Origin of the sequence: Taishania pollutisoli (genome assembly GCF_014518315.1) — a bacterium.
GTDB classification, from domain to species: Bacteria; Bacteroidota; Bacteroidia; order Flavobacteriales_D; family Crocinitomicaceae; genus Taishania; species Taishania pollutisoli.
In genome coordinates, this window is the sequence record NZ_JACVEL010000013.1 from 1 (window position 1) to 21,921 (window position 21,921).

The following is a 21,921-nucleotide window of genomic DNA, read 5'->3' on the forward strand; positions in this document are numbered from 1 at the left end:
ACCTCAATGTACGAAGGACAGACCGTCGGGTCTTCCGCATCCTGTAAGGTCACAATGTACGTGCCGTTGCTACTGTAAGTATAAAAAGGTGACGGATGCGTCGAATGAACGCCGTCTCCAAAGCCCCACAATGGACTCGTAATACCTAGTGATGTTAAGTTTGCACTGAAGGTATAGCTCCCGCAGCTACCTGCTGACGCCGTAATAGAACCAGTTACAGGAGTACCGTAAAAAATAGTCTCACTCAAGGTGAAGGATGGGGTTGTACAACCCGAAATACTGAACTCAAAAACTGCCTCTACAAATCCACAACCTTCACTCGGTAGATTTAATGGGGTAACTAATAAACCCATACCGCCCGAAGGAAAGGTCGATACGTCTAAACTGTTGTATGAAATGGTACTATCTTGACCCGTGCTCCAATACAAATGTAAGGTCCCTGACTTCATAATCACTCGCTTGCCATCCAAATCAACACTCGAACCAAAGTAAAACTGATAGTCGCCGTTCAAATCCTCAACGCTCGTTAAATGGTAATCAGAAACACTGCACTGGGAATAAACAAAGCCGAAGCTCCCCGTAAAGGTGAATAGAAGAAGTAAATAGAAGTAAGTTCTCATCCGATAAGCAGCTCTTTGTTAGTAGTAAATACAATCTAATTGATACTCAGCAAATCTAAAAAAAAATTTGGTCTGACAGCTACTTTTGGAACTAAACTTATTGAAAATTTATGTTTTTGAATTGTATGATTTGAGGGAAGGTTACAAAAAGGGAAAGGCTACAGTATAGCTGCTGCTGGAGGTAGCCCTAGTTATTCAAAGAACGAGTTTATGAACTAAAGATAATAATTTTCATCAACACATTATCATCAGGCGCAAGTTTGGAACACATGATACGAAAATGCTGTTTTTAACATACCTGATTTGAATTATTTTAGTTAGAGTTATACAATACATAGTCGAAAAAACAAAAAACCAGAAATCAATTATCTCTGGATTTCAATTTATTAAAATTAAAAAAATATCTTAGGTGCAAGTTTGGAACACTACCAACTTCTCGGCTATCGTATCGCTTTTACTAATTCTCTTTTATTCATGGTTTTTTGTTTATATCAACCCATTGATAACATTACCTATTATCTACTTATCACAATCTACGATAGCAACAACTTTTGGATCTTTCAAAGAATATTTAATTAAAACAGTATCACCTATCCTAAGTTTATTAAAGCAACTATCCATTTGAATACCTTCTGATTCAAATATCTTTCCATCTTTTTTATATTCGATATATATCAAGTTGTTGCTTAAATACCCAGAAGATTTATCTTTAACTATTGCAAATGCTGTATTATTAGAATCTTCTAATAATTTTGTTTTCCTATAGTTTAGAAAAAAAATTATTCCGCAAAGAATAAGCGTAAACAAAACAATGTGTAATATGTCCTTTTTACCCATTGTTGATTTTGGATCGGCTTGATTTCTACCAAAAAAAGTCATTATTTATTATTATTATCATTATTATTTGCTGCTCCTTTGAAAGTCGCATCCCAATATAACCCTAACATAGGAGTTCCCCATTTAGAGGTTCCATAATAGTTCCACATTATACTTGTAGATTTATCAAATGAGGTTTGTGAATTAGGTAACGACATATTAACTCCTTTATTATTAACACTTATTAAAACCGTTGAGACTTCAAACGCTGTTATAGTTTTGAAACTATTTCCTGGTAAGAACCCCGATCCAATAAAAGAGTAATAATTAAAGTCTTCATTTGGGGCAGCTACATTTTGTAATCCTGCATCAAGAAACATATTTACATATCCTCCCGTTTTACCAAACGTATTGTGATAGATCTTAGCTCCCTGCCAGGAGTATTGTCCTGCCAACCTTGCACCTTGCCATGCATAGTTTGCTCCGCTAATCATATATGGCATCCAAACAGGAGCAGTATTAATCGCAACTCCGGCAACTAAAGGTGCTGCTGCACCAACCACCAATGTACCAACAACAACATTCCGGACCGCATCTGCCTGTGCTCTTGTCTTGCCCCAAGACGCAGCCATCGGATGATCTGGGTTATCTATAAGTGGGTCATAATAAATAGAATGTCCTTCAGGTATCGCACCTTGCCATCCTGTACCATCTCCAAAATGATTAGCCAACGTCATATTACTCAACCACGAAGGACCTTTCGGACGGTACTGACCCGCTGTTGTGTAACCAATTCCTATAAATTTCCCGATTGACCATAATGCCTGACTAACAGAAGACATTTTAGATGCTGTAACGGTAAATTCAACCGAGCTCCATGAATCAGCTTCTTTATCGTATTTATATGTCACCCCGCTTGGCCCCACCCAGCTACCTTTTTGCTTGTCTGCCTCTCCAGGCTCAACTCCTTCTAGCCCCAATGGATCAATAAAGAAGATAGGATTGTTGTTAAATGCCGTATACGGACTCATCCACGGGTATTTTGCCATCAACGGATCCAAACTCAACCAACGCCCCAAACGTGGGTCGTACAAACGGAACTCAGTGGTGTAACTGTTGCCGTTGTTTTTAATTGCATTATCCAGCTCCATGCCGTTGTAACCGAAGCGGTAATTGTTTGGTGCATGGTCTTTGTGACGACCCGGCATCAGCATACCATAGGGATAATAATCCGCTGTGCGGATCACTACGGCCTGGTAAAATGACAGAACTGATTCACTTCCAAAAACAGCACCGTTTTGTAGATTAATAGTGTGATTCCCTGTGCTGGCATCATCACTCGGATTGGTATTGTCGGCAAAACGCCAATACCCCTTTAATCCTGTTTCAGCACCACTAAAAGTTGTATACATATCCGCAGCTATTTCTGTAGCCGTTCTCAGGGTATTCCAATAACTCACTTCTTTTACATCTCCTTTGAAATAAGTTCCATACGCATTTCCCCCAACAGAGAAAACGTATGTTAATCCTGAAAACGAGCCCGCTGTCGAAGCGGTATAAGTGCTTTCTAACACGCCATCCACATACACTTTCCAAACGGTGCCATCACAGGTTCCTGCTACATGGTGCCATTCGCCATCATTTACCAGCGTCGTACTTGGGCCGGAACTATGATAGGTCGTAGTACCAGTTCTTCCTTCAAAAGCAACTCTTCCGTTCGGAAACACAACTATGTGGGTTCCTTTATTGGTGCTTCCTGCTAAATACTGAGCAGCAACCACACTGTTACTGACTATTGTACCACAGCGAACCCATGCCTCCATGCTGACCGTTGTTCCCAAATCAGCCGAAAAGGAAGAAGTTCTTGCAATATCATTCACGCCATCAAATCGTCCAAAATACTGTTGTTCCATTTCCGGAATTTTTCGGTCGGTAATCACTGCCTCTACGTTTCCGAGGTAGTTGGACAACTCGTAATAGGTTTGACCTTCCGTGTGTGGGAATACATCTGTTGCCGGGTCCAGGATTGCTCCGTTCACATACAGTGCTTTGCTTTGACGGATCATTCCCAAACGTGTTGAACCGTACACATGCTGTTCCGCCAGATAAGCACGGTTGTTTGCAGAACCTAGTTGAATGTCATAAACAGCCATTACCTGCCCGTTAGCATCGTAACTGTAATAGGTGTATTTCCATTCTTCCTTCGGGCGCAGACTTCCTCCGCTTCGCGGTTTTTCCAGTTTCACAATCCGCTCTCCCATCGGGTTGTACATAAATTCTACCTGAGAACTGTTGGCATCGTTTCGGGTGATCTTCTTCACTTTTTTATTTCCCGAAAACCATTCAATTGTTGCAATGCCTTCGTCTACGTCTTTCGTTAGTTGTCCCAATCTATTATATCCATAATTCCCCGCATTCATGGTATGGTCAATGTCCAGATTTCCATGTGTACTTGCTCCTTCCAGATCATCTACCCACGACAGTCTGTTATTAAAGCCACCATTTACTGTTGTTTCGATGTATTTGTAGTCCAGGTTGTCCATTGTCAAGCCAAGTACATTGATTCCATTTCGTTGCAATTTAGTGATATTTCCATTCTTATCATAACTATAACTGTTATAATACTCCAGGGTAGAGTTAATACCGTTCCAGCTGTAATTGGTATTTCCATCGTAGTAATAGGCTGTCATTTCTTTCAACCTGTTCAACTGATCGTAGCGGAATACTTTACCCATTGTTTCGGTTGTCATTCCTGTGATGGAAGTAACTAAACTCCGGATATTTCCGTTGTACAAGTTTCTTGCCTGCGTGTTCAAAGTGCTTCCTGTACCATTCAATTCAAACCGATTCCCGCTCACCGACGCATAATCACCGTCGAAATAGCCCAGTGTGTAGGCTGTTACATCTCTTGCGAACAAGGTATGTGCAGAAGGATTGGAAGTCAGGTACCCGGTTGTTCCGTCTTTCCCCATATCTCTGTCTCTCTGCAAAACAGATGCATTCATTCCTTTCAACCATCCGTTGATTGTGTAAGCAAAATCCTGCCCCTGAACTTGCTTTTGTCCGTATTCAATACGTGCAAGCGGACCATAATCATAATAGTGGTAACGAGCTTGCCGGTCGAAATAGATTCCTTTGTTGCTGATACTCGCTTCTACTTCTGTCAATCGGTTCAACTCATCGTAATGGTACCGGTGTGTCAATGCATCCCGTTTTCCTTTCTGGTATGCGACTTCTTTCATGTTACCACTGATCAGTTCGTACGCATACTGTGTACTTTTCTTGTCCTGTTGCACTGGTGTCAATGCAGGCACATCCTGAATCTGCTCTTTCACGTTTCCGTGCTCGTCATATGAATAGTAAATCGCTGATGCATAATCACCTACAGGTCCCTCTACGTCATAGTAATAAAGACTGGCAATCCGAAGGCGTGTATTTTCCTGTTTCCCATTGTAGAACAATGCTGCAACAGGAGGAGAATCTTCATCGTAGCGTATAATGGTTATTTCTGTTTGAGTTCCGTTACCTACCCATTGACCAAACAAGCTTTCCCAGAGTACGCTTCTCAAGATGGTAGTCGTCAGCGGAACTGTTGTCACCGTTTGCCCCGTACTACTAATTCTTCCCAACTGATCATACAATGTGTAGCTGTACTTATTTTCCAACGCTTGCTGCGGGTTCTGCGAAGCGGCAATTCTACCTAACTTATCGTACCAGAATCGTGTTGGCCCCTGCTGATCGGGATTGGTTGTACTCACCAACTGATTGTATGAGTTGTATTGATACTTTGTTTCGTATTTGTGTGCAGGCACCTGACTCTGGCTATTCGACATACCACCGTATCCCAGTGCTCCGTCAAAACTGTTATCCACTCCTTTCGGTGCTATGGTTTTTACCAGATTTCCAGCTTGATCATAATAGAAAAGGGTCTTGTGATACGCATTTTCCATGCTTGATTCTTCCAATAACTCCGTTGAGAATCCTGCAGCACATTTGAGGTTGTAATTATTGATAAACTCCACACGTTCATCAGCAATGACTCCTTCCAATCCTTCTTCTGCTTCCACGCCAATTTGGTAAAGGATGTCCTGATAACAGAGATTTCCGGGATTGAATCCCGTTCCTTCACTACATAACGTGAGCGTAGTATTATTTCCACAATAACAGTCGATCAACTCAATATCGGATGTCTGCGCCAATAGTTCCCGCTCTTCTACTTTTCCGCATTTCAGGATATGAACAGTCAGTAATAAATTCGGTCCTGTACAGTTTGTCTCAGGAAGTAACTCCGGAATTCCGATGATATCACCGAATCCAAAATCAGCAGCATCCGGGAGAATCATGGTAAATGTTGTTGCAGTTGCTGTACCCGGTGTTGCTCCGAAATATAGGGTAAGTTCATCAGATGGATTACAATTTGCTCCACACGACCAATAATAGCGTCCATCCAATAGTTGATTAATATTACTGTATTCATACACAATATTCTCTGTACTCAGGTCTACCGCATTTGCAGATTCTCTCATCAGTTGTCCTCTTCGGGCAATAACATCGATCAGATCCTGGAATACCGGAGCAACATTCGTAAGCGCACAATTTGGTTCTCCCGATGTAGAATTACAAGCGGTCATAAAGCCGATAATCTGATCAGCTGAGTAATAAGTTCCTCCGTGAATATTAACATAGTTGGCAAGCAGTAATTCATAATTTGCATGCACTTCTACCCCCACTCCGAATTCGGCGATGAAGTCTGCGTAAGTTGCATTCATATCGACGCAGTCTGTACAATGAGTACCGTTACATGTCAGTGAATTCGGAACCGGTAGTGCCCCATCAGCTAAATAGTTGGCAGATGCAGAAGACCACACGGCAGCAGGAGACCACGTTCCCGTCAGTGCATAAGCGGCATTACACAAACAAGCAAGATCATTTACGGTATATTGTATTCCTGTGGTATGTGCCAGCATTTGTTCTACTGTTGTAATCCCTGCAACCGGGTTGTTTATCAGGTCATACTCGGCCTGCAGAATCAGATCACATCCACATTCATCCAAACTATTTGTCAATTGGTGTTGAACACCTTGTCCGTAAGGGCGAATGTCTCCAATCAGGTACTGGGAACAATTATAATTTTGGTAGTTGCTTCCCAATACGGATTGCAATACTTCTTCAAATGAATCATAATTCCCGACACCTGGTGTTGCAACAGTTGATGCACCTCCCATATTCTGCAGATCACACCCTCCCACACATACTTCAATCAATCCTGCCCGTATATCATTGTACTGTTGTGTTCCCGGAGTAATTCCACATCCGGCAAGCACGCTCATCCAATCATCTGCTTGTGCTTCACAAATGGACTGACAGCTTGACAATACTTGTGCATCCAAATACGCATTCATATCATCCGGTGCATCAACAGGAGGCAATCCATTGAAGAAAACAGGAACCATTGTTTCATACAGGAATTCCGTATATTTTGCACATGGCCCCACATCATCTGCGGGAATTCCTACAGTTGTTTGTGAATCGTTATTAAGGTCTGTTAAATCTGAATGTTTGTATACGTCCATGCATTGAATCATAGAAAACCTGTTAAAAAACGGGTTTCCGATGCATTCATTATTTGTAGGACCACATCCTCCTCCCGGTAAGTTCTCAGGGAAGGAAACATATGCTCCCTGTGCCATCTGAAAGTATTTTTTTCTCAAAGACGTGTAAGCGCCTTTAAAGTGATTCCAGATAGCAGCTTTGTCACATTCCTGCATTTGGGCATTATTGATACAGTTGACAATTGCCGTGTAGTTGGTTAGTCCACTACAAGTTGCTTTCCATGCTGCGTACTGCCAGATACTCAATGTACCTGATGCGTCCGGAAGTGGATAATAATTAAGTAATGCACCTCCAACGTTATTTGTAATTGGTAATAAACAGCTATAATTAGCAATAATCCATGGTTGAATGGTTGAATAGTAACCACTTACAAAATAATCATCCCGGATTCCATTGGAATTCGAAAAATTACAACTGGAAAAAGCATCTAGGGGTCCGACAGTCGGAATAGAAGATGGTCCTCCTGTTGCTCCCAATGGGTTAAATAGCCCCAATGAACAAGCCACATCGTAACTCGTAGTTTCCTCAATTAACTGCGTATAATCATGATAATCTGAAGATTGTTCACAAAACACCAAATAGCAATATTCAGGATGGTATTCAACCAGTGCATCGCCCCATGCCGGCTGTGCATAGTTGACGAAATCACTCAGATGAGCCAAGTCTTCCGGTAAAATATAAGGTGCTCCTTCTGTATCGTATAAAATAGTTGCTCCGGCAGCAATCTCCGGTGCATATCCTCCTCCTATAACATTCAGGTATATAATTGCCGGAGAGCCGTCTTCATTGGTATAAGGGATTGGTGGGTTTCTCCACGTTCCTCCAGAGGTAAGTTGATTGCTTTCATTGTAAACAGACAATGCGTAGGCATTTGGTTGATTTACTGCATCAAGAGTTCCATATTGCCCACCCACTGACATGTGTGTTGCCATGATTGAACGTTTATAATCACAGTAATTATATTCTGCGGGTTCAACAGTGACGGTGCTACATCCGAAATTAACCGTATTATACAATGCATCATAATATGTACTATAATCATCTATACATGTAGTGTTGTCAATGTAAGTACACCAATAATCTGCTGCTGCAGTTTCTTTTACCCTAAGGGTCTTGGAAATTGCATACTGTCCTACACCAAGAGGAATAGAGACATCATGACCATCGTATCCGGCACCGTCACAAATCGTATTAATTGTTACTCCGTTAATGAATTCCTGGTGGTGATATATTGGGTTTTCGCTTGGGCAATCAACACTGTTAATTGTGATTTCAAACTCATACATACAATCAAAACAGAATCCTGCAGGAAGGCATTCATCCGTGAATACAGATGGATCAAAAGAATGTGAAAGTCCATATTCCTGCTCTTCCAGAATTACTTTATAGTGTGTATAGGTAGAGATTTCAGGCGCAGGATCACTATCGCCGTTTATTGGTAAAGCTCCGTTAAAAATCACTTGGTTTGTTGCTGTGACAGCGACGTTATCATCCAACGGCATCAGGTTTGCAGGTGCGCCTGAGGACAATGCGCTGGCAATCAACCTTCCTGACATATCGTAATACTGTGTTACTGCTTGACCGTTCGGGTCAATACCATAATTTTTCTGATAATGTTGGCTGTATCCTACTTCTGATCCGAAAAGGGACGAAAGTTCTATTTGTTCTACTGTACTGTAGTAAAATTTATCCGTGTGTTTTCCCTGTTGATGCTCAAATCCATACTTCCCGACTTCGGATATTCTTCCGGTTGGATCGTTCATGTATTTTACCATTGTATACACAAATCCATCCGCATCGGGAATGTAATTATTTGTTCCTTCAGGATTTATATGATTGGTTGAATAATAACGTCCTGTCCCGTAATTTTTGGAAAAACGACGGGCAATTGCACCGCATGTACTTTGTGTAGCTAACAGCGCTTCGATTGTTCCCGCATCAATTGTTGTTTCTACACCGTTATTGTCTAGCATATTAAAATGCTGACGAAATGCAAAAGATGTTGCTTCAACAGGGGTAGGAAGGTCTGTTACGACAGGTCTTCCTGAAAAATCAAAATAGAGGTTTCTGATCACCAACTGATCTGTTGCTGTATTGTGAAAAGATGTCTGACGCACTCTTCCCAATCCATCTGCGAATGAAAGGGAGGACAAGCGTTTACCATCCTCTGAATATGCAACATTCTGCATCCAATTTTTCCCCGGGTCAAAGTCGTTTGATATATATAACTTGGCAGCAGCAGGAAACCCTCCGACATTTCCGGATTCCGGTTGTGTCCAATCTCCTACAAGCGGGTAATTAAATAATGCTCCTTGTCTTCCAATAGGTCGGACTCTGAATAAAAGATATCCCCGGTTAAAAACAGCAGGAATTTCATAGAAATTGGTTGTTGTTTTTACACGTGTTGAATTTTTATAAAAGTTGAATGGAATACTTGTAGCAGGAACAGCTGTCGTCTGCGCATTTTCAATCGAGTAATCATAATCACTTATGAATGTCCATTCTAATTCATATTCTTCTGCTCCCGTATGATAATCCCAGGACATTACAACTGTCTGATTATTTACCCCTGAAAATGCCACCTGATAGTCATCAATTAAATAATCGCTCATTTTATAATAGCGTTCTACATTGATCACATTTTCCAAAAAAACCTGCGAAACATTCCCGGAGGTTGCAGTAACTTCAACTTTTACACCATGTGCATTCTCAAAAAGAAAACTATTTTGGTCTGTCACAGTATTATAGATATTGGCATCATAACTCAATGTCAATACTCTGTTTTCTACATTCGAAACAAATGTACCACCTATGTATTTCCACATCGTAACCTTTAATGTAACACTTACACTGGACGATGTTGTCATGGTTGCATCCGGTACAAAACCGATGGTAACACGATTGGAGACTTTATAGTTTGTAAACAGGTTTGTCCAGCCGGAACCAACCTGCATTACGGTATATTTATCATCATATACCTGTACCTCATCCCCTACATTCAAGGATTCTGAATAATCTGAAAATTCCTCCTGTGCAGCAAATCCTCTAAGGGAGATCAGTAGTGTCAACAGAAAAAGAAACAAACGACTTATCATACTAAACATATTCTTATTTCAATTAGATTCTACTTTCGACGCAAGGCGCTTTCTTTTTCACTTACGGTCTGAATTCCTTCTACTGTCTCTACTCTCGTTCTTACTAGACTATTGTTTTCATCATAGTTGTAGAAAATAGAGTAGTTGTATGCATCATGTTCTGCCAGAGGAAATGTTTTCTTCTGATCATACACGACAGAAGACATCGCTGCATTATACGGGTGGCTTCTGAAATCATCAATATATAACACAGACTCATCCTCTGTATAGATAGAAATTCGCATCCATCTGGCTTGAGGTGGCGGCATGTATTCGCCTTCAATTTTTTGCCATCCGTCCACCACACTTCCTGATGGAGTGAATATCAAATCAGAATATAGTGGGTTTTGTGCCGCATCGAGAAATCTGATTACAAAACGTGTTTCTTGATAGGGTAGTACTCTGGTATTTTCTTTTATCCACACACTGAAAACATATCTGTTATTAACAATCGGAGAAAAGCTTCTGATACAATCACATTCTTGTACTTCGTACTCTTTTTCCCCATTTATATGTGTTGTTTCAATTGGGTCAGGTGCATAAGTAACCGGAATCTGGTTTACATATAGTCCATTAATTCTCAACGAATAATCACCTGTATGTTTTTCATCCGGATCTATTTTACCATTTGTTCCAGGATAAAGTGAAAACCCATAGCCTAAGTAATCAATCGTATTATTCTCCCGGTAATAATAATCTTCTAATCCATCGAATGCCACTTCATTTGTTTTTGCATTAGCAATTAAAGCTTTTGGAAACAATTTCAAATCTTTGTTCATTCCATATAACTGAGTTGTTCGATTTTTTGTTGGACTCTCCGACTCCAACGGCTTCCCGAATTCATCAAACTTGGTGATTTTATCCAATTGTCTCCAGTCTCCCAAATCACCATTATTATAGGCCGTGTGTCCCGATTCATCAATTGCATGCCATTCATTATCGGATCCGAGCTTATAAAATGGCACATATCCCGTTAGTGTTCCATCCTGTCTGATACCCAATAAATGACCTGATGTCCGTTCATTTTGGAAAGCATAGGATGTAAACAAGCGGTAATTCCCCATTACTCCTTTTCTGAACGGGTTAATAATTGCTCCAGCAACGTATTGCCGGTCTTCGTACATATCAATAATCGATGGTTTATCTGCCCAATCTTCAGGTCTCAGACAGGGTAGATTATTGTTCTCTTTGTATCGAACTGCTTCTACATTAATTACACCAGTAGTTGGAAACACAATTTGATTGGCAGCCAAAGGAGAATTTTTTGTCGTAATTCCCATCATTTGAGCATCTACTCTATTTTTTCTACCTGACTTTACAATCGTGACAATTGTCGCTGACCAGTCAACACCATAAGTAGCTTTTCCGTCCTCATCAATAACATATGCTTTTTTCGCTGCATGATTTATTTCAACAATCCATCCTTTCTTTCCTGAAATACCTGCAATGGAATACTCAATAACATCTCCCACACTAAATGGAGTAACGGTCAATGTAGAAAAATTAATTTCGTTGTCAATTCCTGTTAGATCTCCTTGGTTAATAATTCTCCCTTCATTGAGCGATATATTTCTGAAATTATCATACTTCCAATGTGCCGGATATGACAGGTTGTAGAAATTGTCATTGAACTCATCCTTCACAGAAGATAACAGAACATTTCCTGACCGTGCGTCATAAACAAGATCCTCTGACTTATTGTTTGACCCGAGATATGTTGTTTCAACAGATTTAATCACCGCAGCATGGTGTATCACTTTTGAGAAAGTAAATGCAGAAGCTGATTTTCTATATTCCGTTATTTCTTCATCATCATTCATAAAGAAATAAGGAATGATTGCCGTAATCCCAGCACTTGTTGTTGTAGAGGATTCTTGCAATTTGTTGTGCTCTTCGACCACCCATGAATCTGCATACATGTCAATATCCCTCGGTAAATCTGCCAACGAGATATTCCCACTTCTGTCGGCATACTTTATTTTATCACCTTTTCCATAATAATTAAATGCGGTTGTTGCAATTTCATTACCTGTTCGGTCTTTTAACGTTATTTTCTTAGGTTTTCCGTGATAATCAGAAGTTTCCACATAAAATCCTTGAGAGAAACCAAATGCTTCATTATATACCTTGTCTATTTTTATGGCCGTTTCACCTGAAAATTCCAATTTGCTCATAGCTGTTTTACCTGCAATTGTAGGTTTATCTCTCAGAGTATAGAAATCTGTTATAGAAGATCCAACGGATGAACCAATTGTAAGGACATCTGCTTTTACTTTCGCATATCCAACAATCGCTCCAGGGTATACCATTTCACCCCAAGGAAGAATCTGATACGTTTTTTCATCTGGTAGAAGATGTCTTTCATAACTGTATCCATCCAATTCGTAAAATGGGTTTTCTATGTTTCCGACAGCAGGCTCATAACTTGCAATTCCCTCGGTATTTACTCGGGTTTTCCCATATTCATATTGCCAGATATAGCTTGCTTCTGCCTCACCTGACAAATCATCCCATCCATCCGAGACAGTAATGGTTGACACTCTGGAATCCCCACCATATTTGATACGATCCGGATCATATAATTTCATTAAACTTCTATTCGGATCAAAGTATAAACCATAGTTTTTCTTGTTGAATCGTTTGAGTAGATTGACACCAATTATATTCCAGTCATTACTTAAATTGTAATCACAAAAATCAGTTGCCTGTGTTGCATTGTAGTCAATTGTTCCATAGACTGTACAAGGCGTATTGATTCGTGCGTATTGCCAGTTTGCTACAGCCAGTGGATTTACCTTGTAACTGAAAATCGGATCAATAGAGAACGGCATAAACGGGAACTTTGAACTGTTCTCTATTAAGAAATTCACCAACTTAATTGGTGGGTCATCAGCAAGTTTTGCAATTTGCTCCGGTTCAATGACTACATAACCTATTTTATACGAGTTAGACCCATTTCCAACCGCTCCCGCGAAGAAATTACCCCCCATTAACTTGTGTAGTTTAACAGAAGATGGTACGTGCTCAAATTTGTCCACATCCCTGTCTGCCATCTTCGCATACATATCAAAGAATAATTCATCAGGAATGTTTCCGTTTTCATCTGTCAGATAATCTTTAATTATTTTTACTCTGGCATTTTGCGGACTGTCATTAATAGGTTCATCCAGTTTAAAATAAATAACATTAAAGTATTCTTTATGTTCAGACGGATTTCTAAACGTCGTTGATGCATGATGTGTTTCTAAATTTGCGACAGTCTGAATATCATATTCAGTCATATTTTCTAACGACTCTTCTGTGGACATTGCCAGTACATTGAACATTTTCATTGCCCGCCTGTTCTGTACCATGTGATAGGAATCCCTTTCATATTGAATGGAAAGTTCTCCTCCGGATGTTTGCTTAACTTTAGCCAATTTCCATGCTTTTATATTTGCGCTTGCATTTTGCTCATCGGTAAAGGGAAACTCGTGATTGGGTTTTGAAGGATTATTGGGTTGGTATTCTCCCCATCTGTCAGAAGAATTCCACTTAAAATCAGGGTTAGTGTCTGAATAGACAAACTCAATAGGTGCTGTTTTATTTTCAGTAGAATTCCCCGTATAGGTATATACTGCTTTCAAGGTTAATTTTCCTGAATTAGCACTACCGGAATAGGTATTAATGTTCCCCACATAATCCTGACACAACGAATAGTCATATTCAAACTCGATCACTTGCAGCGGAACAGGATTACCTTCTGATGTTTCAATGTCATTTTTGGCAAACAATAAAATCTTTTTTAGTAATTTTCCCGGTTTGTCTGTATCTAAACCACCATCTTCTCCTTTCATTGAGAATTGGTCCAATCGATCTTCTAAACAGAAATAAGCAATTAAGTTCTTACTTTCGAGGGAAGCGACATAATAAAGGTCTTTCTTTCCATAAAAATAGTTCGCTACATCATCCCATGGATCTGTATGATAATTTTTGTTTAAATAAGCCAATCTACTCTTATATTCAAACGGCTGATTATCATCATCAGAACATATCGGGATTCTCCAGTTATAGGGATTATCCTCTCCATAGATATTTGCATAATTAACTTTATAATAATTCCCATGATCATCTTCAGAAGGTCCGTTTTCTGTGCGGTCAAGGTAATCATCAGAATACATTTCTGTTAATAGAAATGTACTTGAATATGCGGGTGTAAGCATTCTATCATACATTGCATGACGTCCCCTTGTATTCGCTGTTGAATTGTCACCAGGAGCATACTGTACCAATGCTGTTTCATTATATTTCTGCTCATTGATGAGAAGCGCTGCTGAGAAAGAGATTTCTGACTGTTGATAACTATAAGAAGGAAGACCAAAAACATACCGAAAACCATTTGTATTGGTCACTTCAATTCCTCCTGTATGGTGATCTTTTTTCACAGCTGATGTAGACAAACCTAAATCTACTCCAGGTAATTCAACGCGAATCAATTCCCCTTGATTCAATGAACTACACTCAAAAGGGGTATAATTTTTCAAACTTCTTGTTTTTAAATCGGCGATCGTCAATTCTTTGTAATTAACAGCATTCACCGGTTTATTTAAATTATAGTTTGTTGTTGGAACATTTGCAAGATCTCCACTTGAGCTTATAAGAAGGGTAGATGGAATAAATGATAATTTTTTATTGGATGATTCAAACGCAATCTGAAACGGTACCATCGATGGTTGTGCTCCCTGAAATTGTGTCAACAGGGAGTTATCTACAGGAGTTAATTCACCTATGGTTCTATAATAATATTCTTTATCGTCTTCGGATAAAGTTTCTTCCATTCCTTTAAAATTACCTTGCCAATGTGTAGTAGGACCAAAATACTTTCGTTCCGTTCCGTTCCAGTCTGTTTGTTCGTTTTGGTAACCGAATGTTGGCAAAACAACAATTCCTGCATTGTGTTTTCCTTCTCCTGTTATGTTTGTCTGTTGATTAACAACTGCATCTCTAAGTGCATAAACATCATATCTATAACTTCTGTAGTTGGACATAAAGCCCGGTGCAGAGCAATGAAAAATATCGTATGTGGGAGCAGAAAATCCTAATGTTTTAGTTTCTATATTGACTTCCTGACTACTTCCTCTGTTAAAGTCCATAATCGCTTGTCCTGTCCGCTGTCCTTTTGTCATGTGATTAAATCCAAATGCCTTGTATTCTCTTATATGACCAGCATAATTATCAATTTTTTCAACTGTTGAATACTTTGTTTTTGCCATTCCCATTCCACCCGCAAATATGCCTATCCCTCCAATTCCTAAGCCACTATTCACATTCATTACTTTTTTACCGGCCATATGGTTTGCAAATCTGGGAACAAACGTCTGAGTACCGAAATGCCTGTAAGATCCAGCCATATTCCGGAATGTTGCTCCTGTGATAAAGACCTTTGCTCCGTAAGTCCAACCGGATGTATTTGATTTTGTTTTAATCCCCGATCGGGATGTCTCTGTTACTGATCTTTGCTCTTGAAATCCTCCAAAACTGATTCCGAAAGCGCTAGGAACTCCATTGAAGCCAAAACTACGTGTATAGCCAACACCATTCTGGGTATCTGTTGAAATACCAACAGAGGCATTGTTTCCGATTCCAATAAAACTTGCATTTGTAAATAGTCCGAATTCAAATGTCTTCCCCTCACCTGAATAATTATCAAAATAGCTTCCATTTGCAAAGCGAAAACCACCAGACAAATCAATAGTTTGGCTACCTAACAAATACAATCCGACGCCGGCAAAAAAATTCATTCCAAAAGAAGATCCTTCTTTCGTATGATCTGTTAATTTCATCGTTCGAACAACCGGATCTCCCTGAAAGTCATCAGGAACACCTCTCATCTCTCTATTAATTGAACCCAAGGAAAGATTCCAACCCAGTCCAACCCAACTTGCTTCATCGTTCATTCCAATGTTAGGATTATATGCAAGAATTAAAGGAAACCCTTCAACATCCATTAACGGGATAGAATAATTCAAATCCCCGGTAAATTCATCTACAATTCCATTTCCAACGTTTCCAGAAAACCCAACTGTTGACTCTGCACCTTGGATGGGGGATGACGCACTGCTTTTCAGTATGTATTGTTTTACACTACTGTTTTTCTTTCCTATGTCATGTTTGGTATCAACCTGATCTGGATTACTTTTTGATGCATCAACTATATTAGAAGTATTTGTTGGTGACCAATTTCCCGGAAAAATGTCCTCACGAATCTTAACTATCTGAAGAGTATCAATCGCGTGGGCGCATGGAATCATATAATCCAGAAGAATTACATAGATTAAAAAGATGTTAATTGCTCTACTGAACTTCATGTTTTTATAATTTATAATCTGTTATTTTGTACTTACTAATAAAGGATGTCTAACTGTTATATAAAAATCTCAGGTAGCGTTTCTCTCCTTTACTATTCAATAATTCTAATGTATAATACTCACCTACTATCATCCCAGGAATCGAAGAGATATTTATTTCCCAACGATTATCATTAAAACGTAATGGAAGAGGAGGTATTGATCCGTTTAACATTACACCACTAATATCAGACCCTTCCATAATTACCTGATTTTTATCATAAATCTTAAATGGCAAATACTTGGAAGCACTTAATTGATATTCTTCATTCATTGTGAATTTCAATTTACCATCTACAACAACAGAATATCCTCCATCTAATTTTCGCTTTGCCGCAGAATAAGATGAAAAACACTCCGAACTATATATACCTACCTTAAAATTGATTTTTGGACGATTTCCTGCTGCTACATCTGAGGAATGATATCGTTGTGCTGCATGAATACCATTATACAACTGTAATTCGAACAAAAATCCATAATTTGATGTATTATTCTGCTTCCAATATTCCCAGAAATCTATAATATTAATACTTTTGGTTTCCGTCATAGATGTCATTTCAGGAATATTCACCAAAATATCTGAAGAAGAGCCCGGCATACTACTATGTGTAACAATATTTTCATGCCAATTTGTTGTGACTCTTTTTAAGCGAGCAACATTAGAGCGGCTATTACTATTATCGAACCCTTTCAGTACAAATTCGGACTCTGTTATATCCAGTAAAGGATCTACCCAAAGCCTAAATCTTATTAGTGTTCTATTCTCAGTAGGTGATCCAAAGAAAACCATGTCAAGTGCTGATTCTGATGACTCTGTTCCATAGTTATCATATGCCTGAGTTGAGAAAGATGGGCCACTTAAAACTGCATCATCAATATAATTCGGACCAGGATTGAACTCAATAGGTACTTCTGAGCAATTTGCACCTATCAAAAAAGCGTAATAAAATGGATCTGTTCCGGCTACAGAGCTAGTTACCTGCAGACCATACCATCCAGAAGAAACGTTTGATAAATTTGGTGTACTTGCACTGGTACTTAGTAATGTCCCTGCAGAATTATACCATCGATACGTATACGTACCTCCGGGGCCATTTGCTAATATAGGACTAATTGAACCATCACTAATTGATGAGCCGCTTGAATGTGTAATTGCTGCACTCGCAACAGACATCGGAATATAATAAGTAATATCTAAACGAGGACGAGAAGCAGCAACGGAATAATGATCTGAATAGTAATGTCTGTTTACACCCGTTGTACCAGACTCTGTACTACCTCTCAAAACCCATCCATTGTTTATATAAACACCCGATACCATTTTCTGAATGTGACTCTTCACGTCAACTGTTAAAATGCTGGTTGTTGGAGCTGTAATACTAATTTCGTCAGTACTTTGATAAGCTGGTTGATTATTCCAGGTAGCTGTACTCTCTGCCCATGCAGTTGCAGCTCTTGCAAAAATAATTTGCATGGGATTTACACCTCCTGAACGAGTCAACGTAAGCGTAGCCGAAGTAATAATAGCACTAGGATGGATATCGGCCAGATTAAACTGAAGCAGTGATCTGTAATTAAAATTAATTGAGGGGCCCCCGAACACAAATGTGCTTTCCCTTCCTACAAAAAAAGTAGTACCAGTACCACCAATAGGAGTAGTAGGGGTATTACTGGAAAGGTATGTTACTTTATTTGAATAAAGTGTAAGTGGTGATGGCGGTGGTGTCTGTGCTTTCAATGCTTCTGAGGTAATGATCAGCACCATAAAAGCGAACCCTGCAGATCTCTTAATAAATCCACACAAAATCAGTGTATTACGCATAATATTGTATTAATGTATTAATGTAAATTCAGGCTCGAGAACGTTATTCCCCTGATAATCCCGGATGATAAATCGCATTTTATACGATCGTTGTTCTTCGATGTGATATCCCGGAATACGAATCGTATTGTCAGAAATTAAGTTTTCTGCCAGAATTTGCGCTTTTGTTTTTTTAGCAATGTAAACGGTATAACCGGTACTGATTTCCGTAAACTCAATCACAATTTCTCCGAAAAAATCAAAATCGTTGATCCATGTTTCGGTTTTAATGACTTTCAGATTTACAGTAGAATCCAACCCCTCTACCTGGGCTTCGGTCATATCAAAATACGCATTAACGGAAGCGCTATCTAATTGAGCAGCAGAACAAAAAGGAACTAAGGCCAGCAAGAGCAAGCAGTAATAAAGTGGTTTTTTCATAAATATTGATGTAACAGTTCTTTGTATTAATTTAAGTGAGTGTTTTTGTTTCGAGCTGCAAACCTACCCCAAAAAAAAGATTAAAACAAGAGATTTTACAAAAACACCCTATAAAATGTTATAAATTTAACAGATAATTTTCAGACAGGAAACATTGAAAAACAACATTCATCAGCGTTTTATAGTAAACAGATGGTTCTGGCTACGGGTCATCGTATGAATCATTTACTTCTTCAATACGATGTAGTAACCGAAGTAATTTTTATTCGGTACATCCAGTATCAGGTCGTCTTTTGTGGAATAAACCAATGTGGCTTCCGTTTGTTCTGCAGTTTCAGAAAGTAATTGAATTTTATTCACATTTTCAATGCGATAGGTTCCTTTTTCAATGAAATTGTGAGGAGAGCCATTGTAATCGAACAAGAGGTTGATGTCGTAGGTCCCTGTTGTTGATTTTTTTCCGTCGCTTGTAAACTGAACGGTACCGGAACACGGGGGCTTGGTTTTTAATCCATTATAATCGAATAATGAAAAATCGACAGGTGCCCATTTGCCGCCCAGAGCTTTATTGTTGTTTACTTCTTTGGAGCAACCGAAGAGCAATAAGCCGATGATCAAAAAAAGGAATCTGCTCATCGGTACGTGACAATTAATTTTCGTTTGTCAGCCAGTAGTTTTTTAAGCAACGACTCCAGCTGTTGTTTTGATTTTTGTTCCAACTCCATCTTTCCTGAACGAACCGCTAAAATAAGCCGTGCTTTTTGTTGTAATTGGATTCGGGCATTGTCCTGCCATTGACCGTGCTCCTGGAAAATAGTTGTTTTGGAAGGAACGACAATTACATCCAGTATTTTCGGAGCTGCTGTCTGCACAAAAACCGTATCTCCGGAATAGGTGACACGAAAGGTTGTGTCTTTTAAGTCAAACCCATAGCGAACTTCTCCTCCTACGATCAATGTCAGCCGGCGTTTAATGGCTGAGCCGCGAACGGCATATTTCCAGCTTTCCAGATCAGCTAATTTTGAAACATTTCCGGCAAACTGTTCTCCGAAGTCTTCGTAGTATTCAATAGAGTCCGATACCACTTCATCCGTGTAACTTACGGTGCTCAACTCGGCTATTTTACGAATATTTTCAACACGCAACGGATGGTTTTCCAATTCCCATTCACCGTCTTCATCAGCTGTACATCTGCGGATGAGGAACAATGCCAGTACAACCAATCCGGCAATGATGCTCATATTGATCACCAAGCGAACCAGTTCTGTTTTGCTATTTCGTGCCACGTTCTTCAGAAGGTTTAAAGTCAATAATCACTGTTTCATACCCCATATCCTTGTAAAAATCCGTCAGGAATACCCGGGCGTTTTTTCGCGCATCGGACAGGATATTGCTTTCTTTAAGCTCTTCACGAATACTGGTTTCACCCAGTTGGAGAATTTTCACTTTTTCATCCTGGGAAAAATTTGCACGAAATCCGTTTATATCCTGCATTTCCGTACGAATATCATTCGGATTCATATCAAAAGATACGATTTCCGGTGCCGGTAGTGTCAGCTGAATTGTTTGATCGTCTTTTTCAACAACATCTTGCTCATTCATCTTTGTCAGGTCAACTCCGGCTTTTACTTTCGCTCTTACACTGATCAGAATTTTCCTGTCTCCGATCTTGTACCATTCTTTATCGTCATTCAACTGCAGAATTTTCCCGTACGTATATTCCGTCGTCGCCAGTGTTCCCAATTCCTTGATGTCGTGTACTTTTTGTACAGGTGATTGCGTTTTTTCCGAACACGAAAAAAAGAACAAAACGGTTGCTATAATCAGAATTTTTTTCATCTTCTTAGTCAAATACAGCCAGGCTCATCATCTGCATTCCTGTTTTCAGGGCGTTTGCATCAATATCGAACCGGGGATTGTGAACCCCAACAACTATGCCTTTTTCTTCATTCCGGACACCAATGCGAAAAAAACAAGCCGGGATTTCCTGTGCGTAAAATGAAAAATCTTCCGCCGTCAGCCGAATTGGCAGGTCTTCTACGTGTTCTTCTCCCAACAGATCAATTGCTTTTGCTTTCAACGTCTGTGTGAGTGCTTCATCGTTTTCCAGGAACGGATAGCCCTTGCTGATTTCAATTTCCAACTGTCCGCCATTTCCTTCAACAATCGCACGCGCATGTCGTTCAATCAGTGCCAGTGCTTCTGCTCTCCAGGTTTCGTTCATCGTCCGGAATGTTCCTTTCAGGATCGCTTTGGAAGGAATCACGTTCGTAGCTCCCAATGCTTCAAAATGCCCGAACGATAAAACACATGGTACTTTCGGGTCACATTTCCGGCTCACAATGGTCTGTAGATTCAAAATCAGTTCCGCACCAATAACAATCGGGTCAATGCATTGATGTGGTGTGGCTCCATGTCCGCCTTTACCATGAATGGTGATGTAAATTTCATCACAACTTGCCATGTACAGCCCTCCTTTAAAACCTGTTTTACCGACAGGCATATCAGGAAATACATGCAGAGCATATATGGATTTTACTGTTGGATTTTTCAATACGTTATCTTCAATCATCAATGAAGCTCCGCCCGGATTTTTTTCTTCTCCGGGTTGGAAAATGAGTTTCACCGGTTGCGGTAATTGGTCTTTAAGTTCATTCAGGATTTCTGCTGCCCCCAATAAAACCGAAGTGTGTACATCATGCCCACATGCATGCATCACACCATCGATTGTAGATTTGTAGGGAACGTCATTCTCCTCCCCAATCGGTAAGGCATCCATATCTGCGCGCAGGGCAACAACTTCCATTTCCGGGGTATGGTGTGTGGCACGAATGATTCCGACCACTCCTGTTCCTCCGATTCCTGTCTGGTGTTCAATTCCCAGTTCTGTCAGACGGCCGGAAACAAATTTCATGGTCTCAAATTCCTGATAGGACAGCTCCGGATAACGGTGCAGGTGTTCTCTGTATCCACGGATTTTGTCGAACAATTCTTCCGAGCGTTTAACGATTTGTTGTTTTAACTCATTCATCATTGTAAAGTTAATACAAGTATCTGAATTTTCATCTGAAAAACCAGCCCGGAAAAATAGAATACATTTTCCTATG

At 39.7% G+C, this 21,921-nt stretch carries 10 protein-coding genes; all 10 read right to left on the minus strand.

The window, feature by feature from the left end; genetic code table 11:
• Positions 1–353, minus strand: a 353-nt coding sequence (locus tag H9Y05_RS14335; RefSeq protein WP_216714681.1) for a PKD domain-containing protein, incomplete at its 3' end; no start/stop codon positions are given.
• A 786-nt stretch (positions 354–1,139) separates the two neighbouring features.
• The gene (locus H9Y05_RS14340) at positions 1,140–1,499 is read right to left on the minus strand and encodes a hypothetical protein (protein WP_216714682.1); all 360 of its coding nucleotides are present in this window, start codon (positions 1,497–1,499) and stop codon (positions 1,140–1,142) included.
• Positions 1,499–10,144, minus strand: a complete 8,646-nt coding sequence (locus H9Y05_RS14345) for a LamG-like jellyroll fold domain-containing protein (RefSeq protein ID WP_216714683.1) — start codon at positions 10,142–10,144, stop codon at positions 1,499–1,501. The genes H9Y05_RS14340 and H9Y05_RS14345 overlap by 1 nt, the downstream gene beginning before the upstream one ends.
• A 29-nt stretch (positions 10,145–10,173) precedes the next feature.
• Positions 10,174–16,530 (minus strand): hypothetical protein, encoded by a 6,357-nt coding sequence (locus H9Y05_RS14350; RefSeq protein ID WP_163490007.1) that lies wholly within the window; start codon positions 16,528–16,530, stop codon positions 10,174–10,176.
• Positions 16,531–16,579: 49 nt separating this feature from the next.
• Positions 16,580–18,394: a DNRLRE domain-containing protein gene (locus tag H9Y05_RS14355; RefSeq protein WP_163490006.1), complete on the minus strand. Its 1,815-nt coding sequence runs from the start codon at positions 18,392–18,394 to the stop codon at positions 16,580–16,582.
• Between the two features lie 9 nt (positions 18,395–18,403).
• Positions 18,404–18,814: a hypothetical protein gene (locus tag H9Y05_RS14360; RefSeq protein WP_163490005.1), complete on the minus strand. Its 411-nt coding sequence runs from the start codon at positions 18,812–18,814 to the stop codon at positions 18,404–18,406.
• Positions 18,815–19,039: 225 nt separating this feature from the next.
• Positions 19,040–19,450: a hypothetical protein gene (locus tag H9Y05_RS14365; protein ID WP_216714684.1), complete on the minus strand. Its 411-nt coding sequence runs from the start codon at positions 19,448–19,450 to the stop codon at positions 19,040–19,042.
• Positions 19,447–20,100 (minus strand): DUF4230 domain-containing protein, encoded by a 654-nt coding sequence (locus H9Y05_RS14370; protein ID WP_163490003.1) that lies wholly within the window; start codon positions 20,098–20,100, stop codon positions 19,447–19,449. Before H9Y05_RS14370 ends, H9Y05_RS14365 begins: the two co-directional genes overlap by 4 nt.
• On the minus strand, positions 20,087–20,653 hold the full coding sequence (locus H9Y05_RS14375) for a DUF4230 domain-containing protein (protein ID WP_216714685.1): 567 nt from the start codon (positions 20,651–20,653) through the stop codon (positions 20,087–20,089). Before H9Y05_RS14375 ends, H9Y05_RS14370 begins: the two co-directional genes overlap by 14 nt.
• Before the next feature lie 4 nt (positions 20,654–20,657).
• Positions 20,658–21,848 (minus strand): M20 metallopeptidase family protein, encoded by a 1,191-nt coding sequence (locus H9Y05_RS14380; RefSeq protein ID WP_235992220.1) that lies wholly within the window; start codon positions 21,846–21,848, stop codon positions 20,658–20,660.
• Positions 21,849–21,921 lie beyond the last annotated feature (73 nt).